The 19,786-nt window shown below is 34.5% G+C and carries 16 protein-coding genes and 1 riboswitch; of the genes, 2 read left to right on the top strand and 14 right to left on the bottom strand.

The features are described from left to right. Positions 1–38 precede the first annotated feature (38 nt). Positions 39–515 carry an RDD family protein gene (locus ACEN2I_RS12255; protein ID WP_441766390.1) on the bottom strand — a complete coding sequence of 159 codons (477 nt, stop codon included), beginning with the start codon at positions 513–515 and terminating at the stop codon, positions 39–41. Between the two features lie 55 nt (positions 516–570). Beyond that, a complete protein-coding gene (locus tag ACEN2I_RS12260; RefSeq protein ID WP_441766391.1) occupies positions 571–1,032 on the bottom strand; it encodes an Lrp/AsnC family transcriptional regulator in 462 nt (153 codons plus the stop codon). 157 nt (positions 1,033–1,189) lie between these two features. On the opposite strand from ACEN2I_RS12260, the gene metE reads away from it, so the two are divergent. Together metE and gldA are read left to right on the top strand one after the other, a co-directional pair. Continuing rightward, the gene (metE, locus tag ACEN2I_RS12265) at positions 1,190–3,514 is read left to right on the top strand and encodes a 5-methyltetrahydropteroyltriglutamate--homocysteine S-methyltransferase (RefSeq protein WP_441766392.1); all 2,325 of its coding nucleotides are present in this window, start codon (positions 1,190–1,192) and stop codon (positions 3,512–3,514) included. A 408-nt stretch (positions 3,515–3,922) separates the two neighbouring features. Beyond that, positions 3,923–4,819, top strand: a complete 897-nt coding sequence (gene gldA, locus ACEN2I_RS12270) for a gliding motility-associated ABC transporter ATP-binding subunit GldA (protein ID WP_441766393.1) — start codon at positions 3,923–3,925, stop codon at positions 4,817–4,819. A gap of 272 nt (positions 4,820–5,091) precedes the next feature. On the opposite strand, the gene ACEN2I_RS12275 is transcribed toward gldA, so the two are convergent. The 12 genes from ACEN2I_RS12275 to ACEN2I_RS12330 all read right to left on the bottom strand — a co-directional run bounded on the left by ACEN2I_RS12275 (position 5,092) and on the right by ACEN2I_RS12330 (position 19,752). Then, positions 5,092–5,244: a hypothetical protein gene (locus ACEN2I_RS12275; RefSeq protein ID WP_441766394.1), complete on the bottom strand. Its 153-nt coding sequence runs from the start codon at positions 5,242–5,244 to the stop codon at positions 5,092–5,094. A 158-nt stretch (positions 5,245–5,402) separates the two neighbouring features. Continuing rightward, positions 5,403–6,635, bottom strand: a complete 1,233-nt coding sequence (locus tag ACEN2I_RS12280) for a DUF4374 domain-containing protein (protein WP_441766395.1) — start codon at positions 6,633–6,635, stop codon at positions 5,403–5,405. A gap of 86 nt (positions 6,636–6,721) precedes the next feature. Next, positions 6,722–9,049, bottom strand: coding sequence for a TonB-dependent receptor (locus ACEN2I_RS12285; RefSeq protein ID WP_441766396.1), 2,328 nt, complete (start codon positions 9,047–9,049; stop codon positions 6,722–6,724). A gap of 319 nt (positions 9,050–9,368) precedes the next feature. Next, positions 9,369–10,772: a pyridoxal phosphate-dependent decarboxylase family protein gene (locus tag ACEN2I_RS12290; protein ID WP_441766397.1), complete on the bottom strand. Its 1,404-nt coding sequence runs from the start codon at positions 10,770–10,772 to the stop codon at positions 9,369–9,371. Positions 10,773–10,794: 22 nt separating this feature from the next. Next, positions 10,795–12,024: a dicarboxylate/amino acid:cation symporter gene (locus ACEN2I_RS12295; protein WP_441766398.1), complete on the bottom strand. Its 1,230-nt coding sequence runs from the start codon at positions 12,022–12,024 to the stop codon at positions 10,795–10,797. Between the two features lie 88 nt (positions 12,025–12,112). Next, a complete protein-coding gene (locus ACEN2I_RS12300; protein ID WP_441766399.1) occupies positions 12,113–12,769 on the bottom strand; it encodes a class I SAM-dependent methyltransferase in 657 nt (218 codons plus the stop codon). A 268-nt stretch (positions 12,770–13,037) separates the two neighbouring features. Then, entirely contained in the window at positions 13,038–13,994 is a 957-nt protein-coding gene (gene metF, locus ACEN2I_RS12305; protein ID WP_441766400.1) for a methylenetetrahydrofolate reductase [NAD(P)H], read from the bottom strand. 180 nt (positions 13,995–14,174) lie between these two features. Then, a complete protein-coding gene (locus tag ACEN2I_RS12310; RefSeq protein ID WP_441766401.1) occupies positions 14,175–14,441 on the bottom strand; it encodes a four helix bundle protein in 267 nt (88 codons plus the stop codon). Between the two features lie 78 nt (positions 14,442–14,519). Beyond that, positions 14,520–17,195 (bottom strand): methionine synthase, encoded by a 2,676-nt coding sequence (gene metH, locus ACEN2I_RS12315; RefSeq protein ID WP_441766402.1) that lies wholly within the window; start codon positions 17,193–17,195, stop codon positions 14,520–14,522. 254 nt (positions 17,196–17,449) lie between these two features. Next, entirely contained in the window at positions 17,450–17,890 is a 441-nt protein-coding gene (locus ACEN2I_RS12320) for a hypothetical protein (RefSeq protein ID WP_441766403.1), read from the bottom strand. Between the two features lie 65 nt (positions 17,891–17,955). Beyond that, positions 17,956–18,960 (bottom strand): homocysteine S-methyltransferase family protein, encoded by a 1,005-nt coding sequence (locus ACEN2I_RS12325; protein WP_441766404.1) that lies wholly within the window; start codon positions 18,958–18,960, stop codon positions 17,956–17,958. A 325-nt stretch (positions 18,961–19,285) separates the two neighbouring features. Then, positions 19,286–19,400, bottom strand: a riboswitch (SAM riboswitch). Between the two features lie 217 nt (positions 19,401–19,617). After that, positions 19,618–19,752, bottom strand: a complete 135-nt coding sequence (locus ACEN2I_RS12330; protein WP_441766405.1) for a hypothetical protein — start codon at positions 19,750–19,752, stop codon at positions 19,618–19,620. Between the last annotated feature and the right edge of the window lie 34 nt (positions 19,753–19,786).

The raw sequence follows: 19,786 nt of genomic DNA on the forward strand, positions 1-19,786 counted from the left end.
AGAATTATGATTCAGAAGATTCAAAAATACGTTTTATTTTAGGACTTTTCTAAAGATACTAATTCAAGATGTTCTTTTATTTCTTCTTCGAGTTTACATTTTAAAACAACAAAAGTTTTAGAATTTTTATCATGAAGACCGAAATCGCGACCCCTTAAAAAACTAAATGCTTCGAATGGCAAAATACGTAATAAAGTCCGCGCCATGATAGTCATTAGGCTAGGTTTTGAACCGTCATCCATAACAACAATTGTTTTAGTAAAATATTTGGCTGGAGACCGGGAAAGAAACGTTTCTGTCATTCCATAATATACAAAACTAATAATGCTCCAGAACAAGTAGCGTTCGACCATATCTAATGAGTCTATCCTATTTGCAATCTCCGAAATATTTAGGAATGTTATCACCAATCGAACAATAATTAGCTTTATTATGCCATCAAAAATAAAGTTCAAAAATCGCTTTTGTTTTGATGCCAATAAATAATTTGAGATTTTAAAACCTTCGCTTTTCATTTCAATTTCTGATTTAAAAACCAAAAATACATTTTATTTTAGGACTTTCTAAAGATCAAAATTCCAGTGCCGTACTATGTTTAATTTCTCCCATTACAAAAATACTGTTCGTATTTCCAATGTTTTCAATGGTAGATAGTTTATTCATTACAAAATCCTGATAGCTTTCCATATCTTTCACTAATAGTTTGAGCATAAAATCGTAATCTCCGGCAATATTGTAGCATTCAATAATTTCCGGAAGTGCCACAATATCCTTTACAAAATTGCTTCCCACATTTTTGGCGTGTTCTTTTAAACGGACATTGCAGAAAACAGTCATGCCACGATTCATTTTTTTCTTATCCAATAATGCCACATATTTTGTAATGTAACCATCACGTTCCAGCCTTTTTATACGCTCATAAACGGGTGTTACTGTCAGAAATAATTTACTAGCCAGGTCTTTTGTATTGATATTGGAGTTTTCCTGAAGGTGTTTCAGGATCAATAAATCGGTTTTATCTAAGTTTTCCATAGTGTTTTTTACGGCTAAAGCTTCATTTAAATAAATTTATCAGTAAATAAATCTTATAGAATTCATTTTAAAAATACATTTTACTGAAATAATCTTCAAATATAAGTTTTAAAATCTATTACAATAAATTTGTACAGTAAAAAATACTGAAATAAATATGAAAACAAATAATTTAGGTTATCCAAGGATTGGAAGCAACAGAGAACTTAAAAAAGCCTCTGAATTGTATTGGGCCGGAAAAATATCGGCTGATGAACTTATCGATGCCGGAAAAGAAATTCGCCTTAAAAACTGGAAATTACAAGCCAATTCAGGAGTAGATTTGATTCCGTCTAATGATTTTTCTTTTTATGATCAGGTTTTAGATTTAACTCTGACTATTGGTGCAATTCCGGAGCGATACCATGAACTGGCAAAAACAAACTCATCATTAGATCTGTATTTTGCAATGGCCAGGGGTGCACAAAAAAAAGGTCAGGATGTTGTTGCGATGGAAATGACAAAATGGTTCGATACCAACTATCATTATATTGTCCCTGAATTCACTAAAAACCAAAAATTCGAATTGTTCTCTGAAAAAATAATCAATGAATTCAAAGAAGCAAAAGATGTAGGAATTGCAACAAAACCCGTTTTAATTGGACCCATTTCATATTTGCTTTTAGGAAAAGAAAAAGAAGAAGGTTTTCACCGAATTGATCTTATTGATAAACTGCTTCCGGTTTACTTCGAAATTTTCGAAAAACTACAAGCTGAGAATGTAGAATACATTCAGTTAGACGAGCCTTTTTTAGCTTTGAATTTGACTGATAAAGAGCGTAATACTTTCACGAAAGTATATAACAAAATCAACCAACGTTTTCCTAATATCAAAATCGTTTTGGCTAATTATTTTGATTGTTTCGGAGAAAATTTAGCAACAGCTTTGGCTCTACCTGTTGACACTTTTCATTTAGATTTAGTGCGTTGTCCTTCTCAATTAGATGATATTTTAGAATCTGGACAATTAAATCCAAACGTAAATCTTTCTTTGGGTGTTGTTGACGGAAGAAATATCTGGAAAAATGATTTCGTAAAATCGTTGAGTTTAATCCAAAAAGCAACGGCTGCATTAGGAAAAAACAGGATTTTAGTTGCTCCTTCTTGTTCATTAATTCATAGTCCGTGCGATTTAGATTCAGAGACAAATGATCAGACTTTAACTCCTGAAATCAAACAATGGCTGGCTTTTGCAAAACAAAAAATCAACGAAACTGTATTATTAAAACAATTTGCTTCAAACGAAGTTAATGTTAAGCTTTCAGTTGATTACGAAAGAAATATTGCGGCAAATGACAACCGTAAAACTTCAAAATTAATACATAATAACGAAGTAAAAACCCGTGTTGCAAACATAACAGCTTCAGATGACAAACGTAAAAGTACTTTCGCAATCAGAAGAAAAAGCCAGATCGAAGGCTTAAACCTTCCTTTATTTCCAACCACCACAATTGGTTCTTTCCCTCAAACAGCAGAAGTGAGAAGTTGGAGAGCGAAATTCAAAAAAGGAGAACTAACAATAGAACAATACAACGGTTTAATTGAAAAAGAAACCGAAGCGACGATTCGTTTTCAGGAAGAAACGGGAATCGATGTTTTGGTTCATGGTGAGTTTGAGCGTAACGATATGGTGGAATATTTTGGAGAACAATTGTCCGGATTTACGTTTACCAAAAATGGCTGGGTACAAAGTTATGGTAGCCGTTGTGTGAAACCTCCCGTTATTTATGGAGACGTTTCCCGACCAAACCCAATGACTGTAAAATGGTCACAATACGCACAATCTTTAACTCCAAAATGGGTAAAAGGAATGCTTACGGGACCGGTAACTATTTTGCAATGGTCGTTTGTTCGTAACGATCAGCCTCGTTCTAAAACCTGTACGCAAATAGCTTTGGCGATTCGTGATGAAGTTTTGGACTTGGAAAAAGCCGGAATCAAAATTATTCAGATTGATGAGCCAGCCATTCGCGAAGGTTTGCCATTAAGAAAAGAAGAGTGGGCGAAATATTTGGATTGGGCTGTAAAAGCGTTCCGAATTTCTGCTTCCGGTGTACATGATGATACGCAAATTCACACGCACATGTGTTACAGCGAATTCAACGACATTATTCAAAATATTGCTGACATGGATGCTGATGTGATTACAATCGAATGTTCCCGTTCGCAAATGGAACTTTTAGATGCTTTTGCCAACTTTAAATATCCAAACGAAATTGGACCCGGAGTTTACGATATTCACTCACCGCGTGTGCCTTCTAGCGCAGAAATGGTTCGTTTGCTGGAAAAAGCTTCTTCGGTTATTCCGGTAGATCAGTTATGGGTAAATCCGGACTGTGGTTTAAAAACCCGTCATTGGGATGAAACCAAAAAAGCGCTGATCGAAATGGTTGCTGCTGCTCAGGAGATGAGAATTACTGTAGAAAATACCGTGAGCTTATAATTTTTCTTTAAATATTTTTGTTTTTTAATGCCAACTGGTGAAGTCGAAAATCTTGTAGTTATGATTTTGTTTCGACTTTACTTAAGTTGGCATTTTTTATTGTATTTAAAAAAGATCTTATTTATTTTTTGAAGCAGAAGCTTTATTTTTCAGAACATCTGCAGTCCTGCTATCCGCTATATCTTTTGTGACAAACACTGCCACAAAAGGATATAGTTCCTATCAGGGCTAGATTAGAAATTTAATTTTCAAAAGATTTTTAGAATTGTAAACATCTATCACCACTATTTGGAGGCTTTCTCAAATTAAATATATAATTTTACATAGAAGTTTTTTTATAGCTTCTTTAAAAGACAAATTTTAGCAATCAACACTATTTCTGTTTACTTTTGTAGTAAATAAAAAGTTATGTCGATAGAAGTAAACAACATATCCAAAAGTTACGGAACTCAAAAAGCATTAAATGCTGTTTCATTCTCTATTCAAAAAGGAGAAATCGTTGGATTTTTAGGACCAAACGGAGCCGGGAAATCTACTTTAATGAAAATTTTGACAACTTATTTGCTTGCCGATGAAGGTTCGGCAATTGTAAATGGTAATGATGTTTCTGCTAATACAAAAGCAGTTCAGCGTTCTATTGGTTATTTACCAGAGCACAATCCGTTGTATTTGGATTTATATATTCGTGAATATTTGGCTTTTAATGCCGATGTTTATAAAGTGCCAAAGTCAAGAATTGAAGAAGTAATTCAGCTGACAGGACTGATAACGGAAAGTCATAAAAAAATAAGTCAGTTATCTAAAGGTTATCGTCAGCGTGTGGGACTTGCCAATGCCTTATTGCACAATCCCGATGTTTTGATCCTGGATGAACCTACTACCGGACTTGATCCGAATCAGTTAATAGAAATACGAAACGTAATCAAAAATGTCGGTAAAGATAAAACCGTTTTTTTATCGACTCACATCATGCAGGAAGTAGAAGCAATTTGTGACCGCGTCATCATTATTGACAAAGGAAAAATTGTAGCCGATAAAAAACTGGATAATTTAATTTCTGCAGATAAAGAACAAGTTATTGAAGTTGAATTTGATTACAAAATTGAAGAACAACAAATTGCTAAAATTCCGCATTTAAAATCATATAAAAACATACACGATTGCTCTTGGGAGCTAACTTTTTTATCCGACAAAGATATGCGCCCGGCTGTTTTTGATTTTGCACATGATAATGGATTGAAAACATTACAATTGAATCAGAAAAATAAAAACCTGGAAGCTGTATTTAGAGAGATTACTAAATAGGTTTAAAATTTCAATTTTCAAATAAAAAAGCTTGTTTAATATTTTAAACGAGCTTTTTATCTTTCTAGCCTCAATAACTTTTACAATTTTTAAAGAAAAAAAATAATTCTATTTTGAATAATCAAATCAAAATTTATGCTTTAGCTTTCTGTTTTTTCTTTCTTCCCCACCAGATATAAAATCCTGTTATTGGTAAACTAGTACAAATTAAGGCTAGCGGTACAATAGATCCTCTTGGTTGAAAGTCCCCCAATTGCGCCAATACTAAGACTCTAATTAGAACGTATTAACCAGTTTGAAAAGAGTTCATCGCTAAAATATTTTTGTGGTTTTGGAAGCAATTGCAAGGTTTTATAATCAAAATCTAACCATAAATAGCGCTGCCCTTCATCAATTTCATGAAAGAAATCTTCGTGATCTACCATTTCGGTAATTTCACCGTTATAGGGATTTTTTGATTACTAATAGACATTCTATAAATCTTAGTATTTCACCAATAATGAAATCATTAATATTAAAAAACCATATAACCAATACTCTAAAAGCATTGATTATATGGTTAGGTATTAAGAAACTCTTAGAGTTATAGTCTTGGCGTTAATTTTGTAATTGCCGAGATGTCAGTTCCACCTCCTGTTACTTTTGCACCTGCAGTTGCAGCACCAGTTGCAATGTTGATTTTGTAAACACGAACCTCCTCGTTTGTTACAAAAGCTTTGTAAGCATTTCCATCCTCAACAAATAAACTTCCAACCCCAAAGTAACTATCACCTGCATGAAGAGGCAATCCCGTTACTGGAGTTACCGTTTTAGATGGCAAGTCTATAATAGCAGATTTAAACTTGTATGAAGAATGATTTAAGAATCCCCAAGACACACTATCGTCTGCAGTAGGAACATACACAACATAGGCTTTTTCTCCTCCAAGCGGATAAGCAGCAACTACTTTACCATTTAGAGTACTCTCCTGAATATCAAAGAAATAATTAGCATCAAATTCTGTTTGTCCTTTATTGATACGAAGAATTCCTGAGTGTGCATCCTCTATTATATTATATCCTGATGCTAAAGCATTTGAAGAGAAAGTGTAAACATTTCCAGAATCAGTACGGATAATACCTGTATTTGTATAGTACATACCAACTGCAGTAGTACGTGGATCAGCAATTCTTTTTACAAAATTTAATGATGGGTAATCGTAAATTCTGATATATGCCTTTTTTTGATCAATATCCCAATCATCACTTGCATCTCTGTCAAATACAGATACAAATACTTTATCTCCAACTACTGTTACACCTGTTGGAAAATCAAAACGTCCAGTAGTTGTAGCGAAATTATTAAATTTACGATTTGTTATAGCTTGTTTTATTGGGTCGTAGATTATTAATTCGTTATCTGTAGAGCTTCCTTCCCAAGAAGCACCAATAATTAATAATTTATTATCATCTGTCACTCCGTATGCAAATTGGGATTCAATAAATATACGGCTTCCCGCAACTAATTGACTAGCAGAATTTAAATAAAAAGGAGCAGCACCTTCTACATCTGTATCACAAGCAAACATGCTGTTTGCAATTGGAATATAAGAACCACCTTGTTCGATTCCTTTTCCAGTCATGTCTATCGTTCCTGTCATTAATTGATCTAATGATTCAAAACTCCACATGTAATTACTATTCCATGTTGCTGTTTGATATCCTAATACATATTTACTTCCTTCTACTGTATTTTCATCTGAAGAATCATCGTTGCTACAAGAAAATAGCACAGCTGAAATTAACATAACAGCTAATAAATTTTTAATTGTTTTCATAGTAATTGATTTTTAATTAATTTTCTGTTCTATAACAGATTGTGGTATTGATTGTATTTCGATTTTATTTCTATTAGAAAATTATATTACATAAAGAAATATCTCAGCTTTAGCGTAAAAGATCTTCCTGGTTTTTGTACATTATAATAATCGTATAATTTTACATCGGTGATATCATGACATTCTAAAGCGATATTGTAGCGCCCGTTTTTAAGGGTATAAGCTAAAGAAGCTGAATAATAAAGCTGTTCTGGAATTTCTTTTTTATTTTGGCTTCCTAGTGTTGGAGGATTTAGATAATAACTTGCCGAATAGGTTGTACCCAGATTAAAAGTTAGGAAATCATCTGTAAATTTTAAACTTTTAAAGTGAAATCCTAAATTACCATTACCATAAAAAATTGGCTCGTTTGGCACTTGTGTTTTATATAAATAATTTACTTGATTTGTTCCTGGCAAAAGAGTATCATCCATGTTTAACTTTTTTTGATACGTCGCATTAGCATCAAAAGTGAACCATTCTTTGTAACCATAATGCATAACACCATCTACACCTGTAACCTGAATATTCTTAAAGTTTCGGCTTTTACTTTTTGTAGCATCATTAGGGTCAATTCCTGCCTGGATAAAATTATCTCCCTGACGATAAATAAAACTTGTCTCTAATCCTAAAGAGTGTACACCAAACGTTTTTTTGTAAGCAAAACCAAGATTGATATTGTCACTGACCTCTTTCTGAAGAAGCGGGTTTGCATTTACTCTATACCCTCCATCTCCTAATAATTCAAGAGCTGATGGTAGCCTGTAAGCATGTTCGTAAGAAGCTTTTATTTGGAATTCTTCCGGAATAATAAAATAGGCTGCAGCTGTACCATACCCAATATCATTAAACATTGGTTTTGTAATGGTACCATCCTGTTCCGTAATTTCGCCTTTCATATCAAACATTTTAGTGAAAGCCGTAAAAGACAATCTCTTTTCTAAGGCAGATAAATTATAAGAAAGACCTAAAATGTTTTTATTAATAAATGGCTCGCTTGGAGTATCTTTTGTAGTGTACTCGTTGTCTTCATTACGTTTATAATTAAGTAGTGTATAATTAAAAGCAAAAGCATTATTTTCGTCTAATTCATATCGAAGATTCGCATTACTTTGAAGCGATTTAATATCAAATACCATTAAAGTCTTAACCGTATTAATTTCTCCCCCGCTTTCATAACTTTTTATGGTGTAATTACCAGACCAGTCATATCTTGCAGAGGAAGTATCTACCACACGACTTTGTTCAATATTATAAGAGGCAGCCAAACTTGCTGTTAAGCCCTTCGTAAATAAATCTGTTTTTTTGTATTTTAAAGAGGGAACAAAATTGTGACTATCTGTAAAAGCATCTCCAACAACTCTTAACATGGTAGTTCCCTGTTGAATTTCTTTTTTATTTGCACTTATAGCCGCACCAAATAATAAATAATCAGCATATCTTTTATTTTTCACTCCAACTTCTACCATAAATGCGGCTTGTTTATATCCGTCATGAAAATGTTTAAGTTTTTGTTCAGGTCCATAAACTCCTGAAAAAGCATCTGGAATACGAGCATCAACTTTAAAACTATTATCTGAATAATTTCCGAATGCTAAAATATTAGCCACAACGCCTTTTTTACTGGTTAGTCTGGTGCTGAGAGATAATTTATGAGTATTAAAAGATCCAAAACTATAAGACGCATCAACAAATCGATTAATACTTCTATTCGTAATAATATTTACAGCTCCTCCTAAGGCATCTCCTCCAAGCTCAATTGGCACAACACCTTTATAAACATCAATTCGTTCTGCCATCGTTGTTGGAATATTGTTTAAAGTAAACGATGACCCATAATTATCCATTGGGATTCCATCAAGGAAAAATTTAATTTGTTCTCCTGCAAAACCATTTACAGAAAATTTAAATTCAGATCCCATTCCTCCCGATTCACGAACACGAATTCCGGTAGTCGTATTAAGAACCTGATTTAAATCTGCCGAGGTATTATACAATTGTTTTAAATCTACAGAGGAAATATTAAAAGGCTGCTCTCTAACCCGTTGTACTTTTGTTTTCCCTTTGACCTGAACTTCATCTAAAGCAGCCATATCCTGTTCAATAGATAAGGTGGAAGCTTTTTGGTCTGATTGTAGATTTATTTTGATTTGTTTTGATTTGTACCCAACATAAGTAACAGATAAAACATAATTTCCCGGCTCTGCAGTTAATTCATATTCTCCTTTTTCGTTGGTTAAGGTTGAATAGGCTGTTCCTTTTAATGCTACAGAAACCCCTTCTACAGGTTTGCCACTATCAGCTAAAATAACACCACTTAAATTTACTTTGCTTTTTTGAGAGAAACCCTGAATTGAAGTTAAAAGAATTAACATTAGGATTAATATTCTTTTTATTTGCATTAGATAAAATTTGATTGAAATTAAAATTTGGCACAAAATTAACTTCTACAAACAGTAATTGCAAATTATTTTTAATTATTCTAAATAAGAATTGTTATTAACTTTTATAAAGGGAAATTCGTAAAAAAGTGTTCTATTTTTTACGATAAGATTAAAGTTGAATTAAGATTTGCTTAAATTTAGAATTGAAAAGTTAAAAATTCTAAAATCTCAGTTATTAAAAATCCTACAAAAAATAAAAAAATAGTCCTACTTATAGTGAGTAGGACTATTTGAATAGATGATAATTTAATTATATTTCTGCAAAAACAGTTTTCATTTCTTCGATAACTATTTTTATATCATTTTCAGAAGTACGCCAGTTAACAAATGAAGCTCTAATTCCTTTTCGGCCTTGATAGATCGTTGGGGTCATAAATACTTTTCCTGTGTCATTAAGACTGGTTAAAAACTGAAATACTTTTTCCTGATTGTGATCTCCTCGTAAACTAAAGCAAACATTATTGAGTCGTATTGGAGCCAGAAGTTCAAAAAGCTCCTCTTCAATAAGAGCGTTTCCAAAATGCAAAGCCAATGCAATATTATTTTCAACTATATTCCGAAATCCTTCCTTTCCATACGCCAGTAAAGAAAACCAAACCGGCAAGGCTCTTAAGCGTCTTGAGTTTTCGGGCAATACATTAAGGTAATTAAAATTTTCTAATGGGTTCCCTAAGTATGGTGCATTTGAATTTTGAAAAGTTTCAATCTGCAAAGCCGTATGCTTTTCTTTTACCAAATAAAAAGCACTTTCATAAGGTACATTTAACCATTTGTGACAATCAATCGTAATACTGTCAGCTCCTTCCCATCCTTTTACCAGATGTTTATATTTATCTGAAACTGCTGCAAAACCTCCAAAAGCTGCATCTATATGCCACCAGAAATCGTATTTTTCTTTAAGTTTTGAGATGACTCTAAAGTCATCAAAATCAGCAGTATTGACAGTTCCTGCACTCGAAATTAAAATAAAAGGATTTCCGTTTAAAGCTTCAATATTTTTTTCTAAATCTACAATATCAATCGCTTCACGATTTCCTTCTATAGTTTTAATAGCTGTATAATTTTGGCTCCCAATTCCTAACATCGATAATGTTTTTATGGAAGAAGAATGTGGCGTAGCAGAAAATATATTTATGGTTTCTGAAATTCCGTTTTTAGCGAAATCTTTTCCAAATTGTTTTCCAAACCATTGCCTTGCAACTCCTAAACAGGTAAAATTTGACATTGTTGCACCAGTTACAAATCCTCCTAAAAATGATTTTGGCAGCCCTAATAATTCCAAAAGCAGATTGATTGTTTCAAATTCGATTAATGCCGAATTACCTCCCTGGGCTTTTACAGCTTGTGTATTTTGATCATAAATTGAAGTTAGCCAATCCCCTAAAATCGAGGCTGGTGTTGAACCGCCGGTTACAAAACCCCAATATCTTGGCCCTGGAGAAGCGACCATTAATGGTGCCAATCTTTCATTAAATTCTTCTAAAACTGCTAGTGAGCCTAAACCTAATTCGTTTAATTTCCTGCTGTAATCAATGGATTTTTTGTTAGAAGTTGGAATATTTTCGAGATTATTTAAGAAGTCAATTCCTTGCTGTTTTGCTTTTTCTAAAATATTTTCGAAATCGTTTAGATCGTGTTGTAATACTGAATTCATATTATTTTGAAATAGTTATAAATTATATTTTTAGAATTTTTTTTTCAGAAAATCGAGAAATCATCATCGAACTTATTAAATCACCGTTCACATTTAATAAAGTAGCAATTGGGTCAACAAGAGTTCCTAAAATCATGGCAACTGGCAAAGCTTCTTCCATTGGCAGGCCGTAAACTGTAATCGCCAAAACTTCTCCAATATAACCTCCATTCGGAATGCCGCCTTCAACAATTGATACAATTACAGTAATTCCTAATGCTAAAAGTATAGTCGAAGGCTCTGTAAAATCTTTTCCAAACATGGCAAAAAGAACCGTTATTTTTAGAATGGAAGACATACTCGAACCGTCTTTATGCAAAGGTGCACCAAGCGGAATAACCAGGTTACGAATATGTTTTGGGATATTCATTTTTTCAGCCGCTTCCAGATTGGCAGGAATAGTGGCTATGCTGCTACAAGTGCCGACAGCTGTTAAAGCGGGCGTAATATTATTGCTCCAAAATGTGATGAAAGCTTTTTTTCCTCCGGCAACCAAAGCATAAAAACTAAAAAACACAAAGAAATAAAAAGTACAGGCACCGTAATATATTCCTAATGGCTTGGCATAAACACCAAATAACTGAGGCCCAAAAACGCCAACCTGATAAGCAAAATAAGCTCCCAGACCTATTGGTGCCAATTTCATAATCATATTCAGAAGCTGTTTCATGACTTCATTTCCTGAATCCAGAAAGTTTCTGAAAGCATTTGCTTTTTCTCCAGATTGCAGGCTTGCAAAACCAATTAAAAACGAAAATATAATTAAGGCCAGCATACTTTTTCGGGAAAGCAATTCGAAGAAATCATTAACAGTAAGCAATTGCGCTATCTGATCGCCAATACTTCCCGACTGAATACCTTCAATTGGAACTTTAGAAATGATGATGCTTTGATGAATTGGAAAAAGATAAACTGCTAAAATCATTACGATAGCCGAAATTAAGATTGTCGCTAAAAAAACAGCAACCATGATAATAAAAAGCTTTCCTAACTTTTCTGTCCTTTCCAGATTAGCAATAGAAGAAGCAATTGTAAAAAATATAAGCGGAATAATAGCTGTGAAAAGCAAGTTCAGAAAGATGTCGCCGAGAGGTTTTATAACCTCAACTTTTTCTCCAAAAACTAATCCTAAAATACTTCCGAGTATTATACCGCCAAGAAGCAATAAAATACTGCTGTAACTTTTGAGAAAATTTATTTTTTTAATCTCCATATTTTAAAAAGTATTAGTCTTTATAGAAATAGAAACGTGAATAAAATCAATGAATTTAATGAAAAAGAGGTATTAAAAGACCTATAATTTATTTTTCTAAAGCAATTGTAGTAAAATCACGATCAACCCATTCACCGGTTTTAGTTTTTATCTTTTCGGTTAAAGTTTCCTTATATAGGTACCTGAAAGCTGTTTTTTGAATGAGACTCTCAACTTTTTCAGTACAGTAGAGTTCAAATTTGTATTTGGTAAAAGGTAATTGTTTCATAAAACTTTCTTCTGCAAAAGTGATACACAAAATACCTTTTGGTTTTAAAACCCTGTAAATTTCAGAAAGCAATTTTTCAGGATCCTGCCAGAAATAAATAGTATTTACTGTGAATATTTTATCGAAAAAATCATCTTCATATGGAATTACATTACCATCATAAATTGAAAAGAAAGCTTGTTTTTGAGAGACAAAATTCCTGTTGATCTGGCGTGCTTCCTGAAACATTAATTCAGACATTTCAAGTCCGTAGTATCTCATATTATCCCCTTGTTGAAATATAAACTCTACATGTCCTGCGTTGCCGTGACCTAATTCCAAAATTATATTTCCTGCTGAAATATTTAGATTTTGAATGGAATGGCGGGTCATATTGATGTTGGTTTCATGCATCATATTGGCCATTTCTATTCCTTTTTCTCCGGTTGGATGTTTTAATTGGGAGGCAATTTCCTGTAATTCTTCTTGTTTCATCATGTTTACATTTATAACCAATTGAAATTAGAATTCCTGATGCCCTAGCCCAGATGGAAACGGCATCCTTTTGTGGCGGGGTTCGCCATAAAAGATAGAGTGGACAGCTGGAATAGCTTCTGGAAACCAATAAACTACTCGCTATATTTGTCATTCTGAGGAACGAGGGATCTCCGTTGCTAAATCGACAAAGATTTATATCTGTTACGGGGCTACTTGTGAAGATCCTTCCTTCGGCAGGATGACAATATTGCGCTAATAAATTATTATATTAAAAAACCTGGCTCGCGATTTGACGAATATTTTCAGATTTCCCCATTGAATAATAATGCAAAAACGGAACTCCTGCAGCTTTAAGTTCAAGTGACTGCTGAATGGCCCACTCGATTCCGACTTGTTTAATCTCAGCGTTATTTTTGCATTTATCAACTTCATGAATCAAATCTTCCGGTAAATCGATACGGAAAATCTGAGGCAGAATCTGCATGTGTTTTTGAACCGCGATTGGCTTAATGCCCGGAATGATTGGAACCGTAATTCCCATTTCTCTTGCTTTTTCTACAAAGGCAAAATATTTTGAATTGTCAAAAAACATTTGCGTTACCACATAGTCGGCTCCTGCATCTACTTTTTCCTTTAATCTTCGTAAGTCAGACTGTAATGACGGAGATTCCAGGTGTTTCTCCGGATAACCGGCAACACCAATACAAAAATCAGCTCTGTTATCAATATCCATAACTTCATGAAGATATTTTCCGCAATTCAAATCGTTGATTTGTCGCACTAAATCTATAGCAAAATGGTTACCTCCGGCTTTAGGCACAAAAGATTGTTCGTCTTTCATGGCATCACCTCTCAATGCCATTACGTTGTTGATTCCCAAATAATGACAATCTACCAGCATATACTCAGTTTCTTCCTGTGTAAAACCACCGCAAAGCAAATGCGGTACCGTATCAACATTGTATTTGTGTTTTATAGAAGCGCAGATTCCAAGCGTTCCCGGACGCATACGGGTTAGTTTTTTGTCTAAAAGTCCGTTGCCTTTATCGATATAAATGTACTCTTCGCGTGAAGTCGTTACATCAATAAACGGCGGTTTAAATTCCATTAACGGATCGATATTATCGTATAATTCCTGAATGCTTTTCCCCTTTTGAGGCGGAATAATTTCAAATGAAAATAATGTTTTTCCTTTGGCGTTTTCTATATGTTCTGTTACTTTCATTTTTTAATGGTTGATTGTTTTTGGTTGATTATTGTTAGTTTTCAAATGTTATTGATGAGAAACCATCAACCAACAACTGCTAACCATCAACTATATTAATTTTTTATAATAGTTAATAAATCCGTTTAATAACTTTTTGCAAGTTTTAATTTGTTCTAAAGCAGTATTATTTTTTTTTCATCAATGTATTTTTTGATCAAATGCCAGGTAATATTGCGTTTCCAATTCACATAAAGATCCTCTTGAAATATGAAGAAAATGAATTGTATCCTTTGAGGTTTGCCGTCCACAACCTTCAGCAATATTGGAAGGTATTGAAATAGCAGCTCTTCTCATTTGATTCGTCAAACCAAATATTTCTTCTTTAGGAAACAACTTGGTAGAATCATATAAAAAATTTACCAACTTCCGAGCTTCAACCCAAACATCTAATTTACTGTAATCCATATTTTGTTGATAGTTGTTTGTTGTCTGTTGCTAGTTTCCAAATGCTATTAATCAAACAACCAAAAACTATCAACTAATTTAATCTGCTATATTAGGGTTTAACCATTTCATTGCGTAATCTGTCGGTACATTGCGTCGTTTGGCGTAATCGACCACCTGATCTTCTTTTATTTTTCCGAGTCCGAAGTATTTACTTTTTGGATTTCCGAAGTAATACCCTGAAACAGATGAAGCCGGCCACATTGCCATGCTTTCTGTCAGGGTTACTCCAATCTGTTTTTCAACATCCAGAAGTTTCCAAATCGTTGGTTTTTCTAAGTGATCCGGACAAGCCGGATAACCCGGAGCCGGACGGATTCCTTTATAAGATTCTTTAATCAATTCTTCATTGGTTAAAGATTCATCTGAATCGTAACCCCAGAAATCTTTTCGAACTCTTTCGTGAAGATATTCGGCGAAAGCCTCAGCAAAACGATCTGCCAATGCTTTTACCATAATCGAATTATAATCGTCAAGGTTTTTCTCATATTCGGCCGCCCATTCATCAACACCAAAACCTGTGGTGACACAAAAAGCTCCCATATAATCATCGATTCCGCTTTCTTTTGGCAAAATAAAATCAGCCAGAGCGATATTTGGTGCTCCTTTGGTCTTTTGCGACTGCACTCTCAACGTTAAAAATTTTTCTAAAACTTTTCCGTTTTCATCTCTTAACTCAATATCATCGTCATCAACCTGATTACAAGGAAAAATTCCGTAAATACCTTTTGCTTTTAGTTTTTTCTCTTCCAGAATCACTTTCAGCATCGCCTGAGCATCTGCAAAAACAGCAGTTGCCTGTTCACCCACAACCTCATCAGTTAAAATCGCAGGATATTTTCCATGCAGTTCCCAAGTCTGAAAAAAGGGGGTCCAGTCAATGTACGGAACCAAAACATCCAAGTCTATTTCAATAGTTTGAGGACCGATAACTTTTGGTTTGACTGGCGTATATTCACTCCAATCCAATTGTAATTTGTTTCTACGGGCATCTTCAATCGTCAGGAAATTTTTATCTCTCGAACGATTTAAAAATGTTTCCCTAAACGCATCATATTCTGCACGAATATCCGCTGCATATATTTTTCGGTTATGATCTAACAGATTTCCGGCAACGGTAACGGCACGCGAAGCATCGTTTACGTGAATAACCGTTTCTCTGTATTGCGGAGCAATTTTTACGGCAGTATGCGCGCGCGAAGTCGTTGCTCCCCCAATCATAATTGGAATTTTGATTCCTTGTTTGTCTAATTCTTTGGCCAGATACACCATTTCGTCAAGCGAAGGCGTAATGAGTCCGCTTAACCCAATAATGTCAACATTATGTTCAATCGCAGCGGCAATAATTTTTTCCGGAGGCACCATAACACCAAGATCTACAATCTCGTAATTATTACACGCCAATACTACCGAAACGATGTTTTTACCAATATCATGAACGTCACCTTTTACGGTCGCCATCAATATTTTTCCATTTCCTTGTTTGTCGCCGGCTTGTTTGCTGGCTTCAATATAAGGCAATAAATACGCTACTGCTTTTTTCATTACACGTGCCGATTTTACTACCTGAGGCAGGAACATTTTTCCGCTTCCAAATAAATCTCCAACCACATTCATTCCGGTCATCAAATTGATTTCGATCACTTCAATTGGTTTTGTTGCGGCCAAACGCGCTTCTTCAACATCTTCTTCAATAAAAGCATCAACCCCTTTTACCAATGAGTGTGTAATACGCTCCTGAACAGTTCCTAAACGCCATTCCTGAACCGCTTTTTCATCTGATTTCACTTCGCCTTTTACGTTTTCTGCAAAATCTAAAAGTCGTTCTGTAGCGTCATCGCGTCTGTCTAAAATTACATCTTCAACGTGCTCTAATAAATCTTTCGGAATATCATCATAAATCGATAGCATTTCCGGATTCACGATTCCCATCGTCATTCCGTTCTTGATTGCGTGGTATAAAAACACCGAGTGCATCGCTTCACGAACCGTATCATTTCCCCTAAAAGAAAACGAAACGTTACTTACTCCACCACTAATATGTGCGTGAGGTAAATTATCTCTAACCCATTTTGTACCTCTAAAAAAGTCCAAAGCATTTAAGCGATGTTCTTCCATTCCGGTCGCAACGGGGAAAATATTTAAATCGAAAATAATATCCTGCGGAGGGAAACCAACTTTATTAACCAAAATATCATACGAACGCTGACAAATTTCAACTCTTCGGTCAAAATTATCGGCCTGACCTACTTCGTCAAAAGCCATGATAATGGCCGCTGCTCCGTAACGTTTGATTAATTTGGCGTGATGAATAAAAGCTTCTTCGCCTTCTTTCAACGAAATCGAGTTGACAACGCTTTTTCCTTGTACTACTTTAAGACCCGCTTCGATGATTTCCCATTTCGAGCTGTCAATCATAATCGGCACTCTCGAAATATCGGGTTCTGATGCGATTAAATTCAGGAATTTTGTCATTGCCTGAACACCATCAAGCATTCCTTCATCCATATTAATATCGATGATCTGTGCTCCACCTTCTACTTGTTGTCTTGCAATATCAAGCGCCTCGTCATATTTCTCTTCCTTGATTAAGCGAAGGAATTTTCGCGAACCCGTTACATTCGTACGTTCCCCAATGTTTACAAAAACACTTTCGGGCGTAATAATCAATGGTTCTAATCCTGCTAATACAAGGTCTCTTCTTTTTTCTGCCATTTTCTTTTAAGTTACTAAGATTCTAAGTTGCTTAGATTCTGAGTTTTTTTATTCTATTTTCTTTCCTGCAAGGTTTTCAAAAACCTTGTCGGTATATTTCGTTTTTAATAATCTTATTTTGGGCGTGTCCCAAGGGCCGGGCTATCCGTTACAAGTCCTCGACCAATTCCGTTTCACTGCATTGGTCTGCGGGCTTTTCACTTCTATCCCTCACGCAAACTCGGTTTCAATAACCTTTTATTTTCCCACCGAAATCATTTCCATTTTGACTTTTCTATATATTTACAAGTTACACCTGCATCATATATATAATATTTTGCTTTAGTAAAACCCGCTTTAACAAGGGTAATCGAATCGGGTTTTAACTCATCTTCTAAAACAATATAATTTTCACTAAAATCATTTGGATTATATTTTACTTTATAAAACTTATTTATAAGTGTCTCACCACTTTCTTCTATCTCAATCTTCGATAAAATTTTCTCATTTAAATAAAAATAATATTTCAAATGTGAAATTTCATCACCATACTCAGCTCTAGTTGCAAATCCAATAGTTTCTTCTGTAAGTCTCTTTTTAAATTTCTCACGCTCAATATTATCATAACTTCTAACAAGAAAAATTAAAATCATACCTAATAAAAAAATAACTATCATTCCCAAATTAGATATATGTTCTGATTTGCTTTCTTCCATTTTCTTTTTAAGTTCCTAATATTATGCTCTTCTCTCGTAAAAGGTTTAAATCTTCTAATAAAACATTATACTAATACCGGCGCAACACGTGGTTTATAATCCTTCGCAACCTCAGCAATTAATCGAATATGATCCGGCGTTGTTCCGCAACAGCCGCCGATAATGTTAATTAAATTATCGTCTAAATATTCTTTGATTAAGGCCTGAGTTTGTTCCGGTGTTTCATCATATTGTCCGAAAGCGTTTGGCAAACCTGCATTTGGATGCGCCGAAACGTTAAATTGTGTATGCTGTGATAATGTTTTTAAATACGGTTTCAACAAATCGGCTCCAAGAGCGCAATTGAAACCTACACTCAATAACGGAATATGTGATACTGAAATCAGAAAAGCTTCAACCGTTTGCCCGGAAAGTGTTCTTCCTGACGCATCGGTAATCGTTCCTGAAACCATGATTGGAATATCAATATTACGTTCGTCTTTTACTTCTTCGATGGCAAAAAGTGCCGCTTTTGCATTTAAAGTATCGAAAATGGTTTCTACTAAAAGTAAATCGCAGCCACCATCCATTAAGGCTTCCACTTGTTGTTTGTACGCAATACGTAAATCATCAAACGTTACGGCTCTGTAACCCGGATCGTTTACGTCTGGCGACATACTTGCCGTTCTGTTTGTCGGTCCGATTGAACCGGCCACAAAACGAGGTTTCTCCGGATTTTTGGCTGTGAATTCGTTAGCTACTTCTTTGGCTATTCTTGCCGATTCGTAGTTTAACTCATAAACGAGGTCTTCCATAAAATAATCAGCCATACCGATTGTCGTTCCAGAGAAGGTGTTGGTTTCTACGATGTCAGCACCAGCTTCGAAATATGCGGCGTGCACATCGCGGATTGCCTTCGGCTGTGTTAGGGATAATAAATCATTATTTCCTTTCAACGGATGTTCAAAATCTTTGAAACGCTCTCCACGAAAATCTTCTTCGGAGAAATTATAGCGCTGCAGCATGGTTCCCATTGCCCCGTCAAGGATTAGGATATTTTTTTTGATTGCTTCCTGAATTGTTATTGACATATTTTTTATCTTTTAGCTACTAAGTCCCTAAGGCCCTTAGATGCTAAGTTTTTATTTAATTATAATTCCGATTATAAATCTGAAGGGGTTAAAAATCCGTCAGGTCTAATACTATATTTTGTTTCACATTAATTCCAAAAATTCACGATGGTTGGCTATCTAGTCCGGATTAAGCCGGTATCCTCGTAGTGAAACGTAGAGATAAAGGCGAAAGCGGGAACCCGTGACTACAAAAAATGCGTCAATGATTCGCTCATCATACTGAATCAGTAAAATAATATTGTATGGTTGTCAGGAAGAGTTTTAGGAAATACTGTATGTATTTGTGTTATCTATCTTTAACATTAAGAATTAATATAAAGTAGAATGTAGCACCTTCTTTATGATAAAGGGTTGCTAAGGTTTCATTGGGTCTTTCCCTCCGCCTTTCGTGATAACTTTCAATAATTTTAAGAACAGTGCAAAGGTATGAAATAGCCTTACTACATGCAAATGTTTTTTTAAGTTTCTAAACTATTCAGATTCTGAAGTTCTAAGCATAAGCTGCTTAAATGATAAAGCTCAAACTACAGTAGTACTTTGAGCTTTGATTTTAAATCTTAGTCTAATATAATCCCCAAGATAAGGGCTTACTATATTGATCAAAATGAGTGTTGGTTAAAAACTTCTGTCCCATTTTAGAAATGTATCCATGACTTCCTGATGATCTGAAAACTCATTATCTGTCGCGGCCATTTCGTTGTCAATTTTAGACTTTTCTTCTCGTAATTGTTCTTCATTCCAATTGTTCATAATAGATAATTTATTGAATACTTTCTTAAAGTTA

It is taken from the genome of Flavobacterium sp. W22_SRS_FK3 (genome assembly GCF_052113665.1).
Classification (GTDB): domain Bacteria; phylum Bacteroidota; class Bacteroidia; order Flavobacteriales; family Flavobacteriaceae; genus Flavobacterium.

Excerpts from the sequence above, each read along its gene's own strand:
- ACEN2I_RS12325 (WP_441766404.1), bottom strand. The coding sequence starts at position 18,960 with ATGTCAATAACAATTCAGGAAGCAATCAAAAAAAATATCCTAATCCTT.
- ACEN2I_RS12320 (WP_441766403.1), bottom strand. The coding sequence starts at position 17,890 with ATGGAAGAAAGCAAATCAGAACATATATCTAATTTGGGAATGATAGTT.
- metF (WP_441766400.1), bottom strand. The coding sequence starts at position 13,994 with ATGAAAGTAACAGAACATATAGAAAACGCCAAAGGAAAAACATTATTT.
- ACEN2I_RS12330 (WP_441766405.1), bottom strand. The coding sequence starts at position 19,752 with ATGAACAATTGGAATGAAGAACAATTACGAGAAGAAAAGTCTAAAATT.
- ACEN2I_RS12285 (WP_441766396.1), bottom strand. The coding sequence starts at position 9,049 with ATGTTAATTCTTTTAACTTCAATTCAGGGTTTCTCTCAAAAAAGCAAA.
- ACEN2I_RS12260 (WP_441766391.1), bottom strand. The coding sequence starts at position 1,032 with ATGGAAAACTTAGATAAAACCGATTTATTGATCCTGAAACACCTTCAG.
- ACEN2I_RS12300 (WP_441766399.1), bottom strand. The coding sequence starts at position 12,769 with ATGATGAAACAAGAAGAATTACAGGAAATTGCCTCCCAATTAAAACAT.
- ACEN2I_RS12255 (WP_441766390.1), bottom strand. The coding sequence starts at position 515 with ATGAAAAGCGAAGGTTTTAAAATCTCAAATTATTTATTGGCATCAAAA.
- ACEN2I_RS12295 (WP_441766398.1), bottom strand. The coding sequence starts at position 12,024 with ATGGAGATTAAAAAAATAAATTTTCTCAAAAGTTACAGCAGTATTTTA.
- ACEN2I_RS12280 (WP_441766395.1), bottom strand. The coding sequence starts at position 6,635 with ATGAAAACAATTAAAAATTTATTAGCTGTTATGTTAATTTCAGCTGTG.
- gldA (WP_441766393.1), top strand. The coding sequence starts at position 3,923 with ATGTCGATAGAAGTAAACAACATATCCAAAAGTTACGGAACTCAAAAA.
- metE (WP_441766392.1), top strand. The coding sequence starts at position 1,190 with ATGAAAACAAATAATTTAGGTTATCCAAGGATTGGAAGCAACAGAGAA.
- ACEN2I_RS12275 (WP_441766394.1), bottom strand. The coding sequence starts at position 5,244 with ATGGTAGATCACGAAGATTTCTTTCATGAAATTGATGAAGGGCAGCGC.
- ACEN2I_RS12290 (WP_441766397.1), bottom strand. The coding sequence starts at position 10,772 with ATGAATTCAGTATTACAACACGATCTAAACGATTTCGAAAATATTTTA.
- metH (WP_441766402.1), bottom strand. The coding sequence starts at position 17,195 with ATGGCAGAAAAAAGAAGAGACCTTGTATTAGCAGGATTAGAACCATTG.
- ACEN2I_RS12310 (WP_441766401.1), bottom strand. The coding sequence starts at position 14,441 with ATGGATTACAGTAAATTAGATGTTTGGGTTGAAGCTCGGAAGTTGGTA.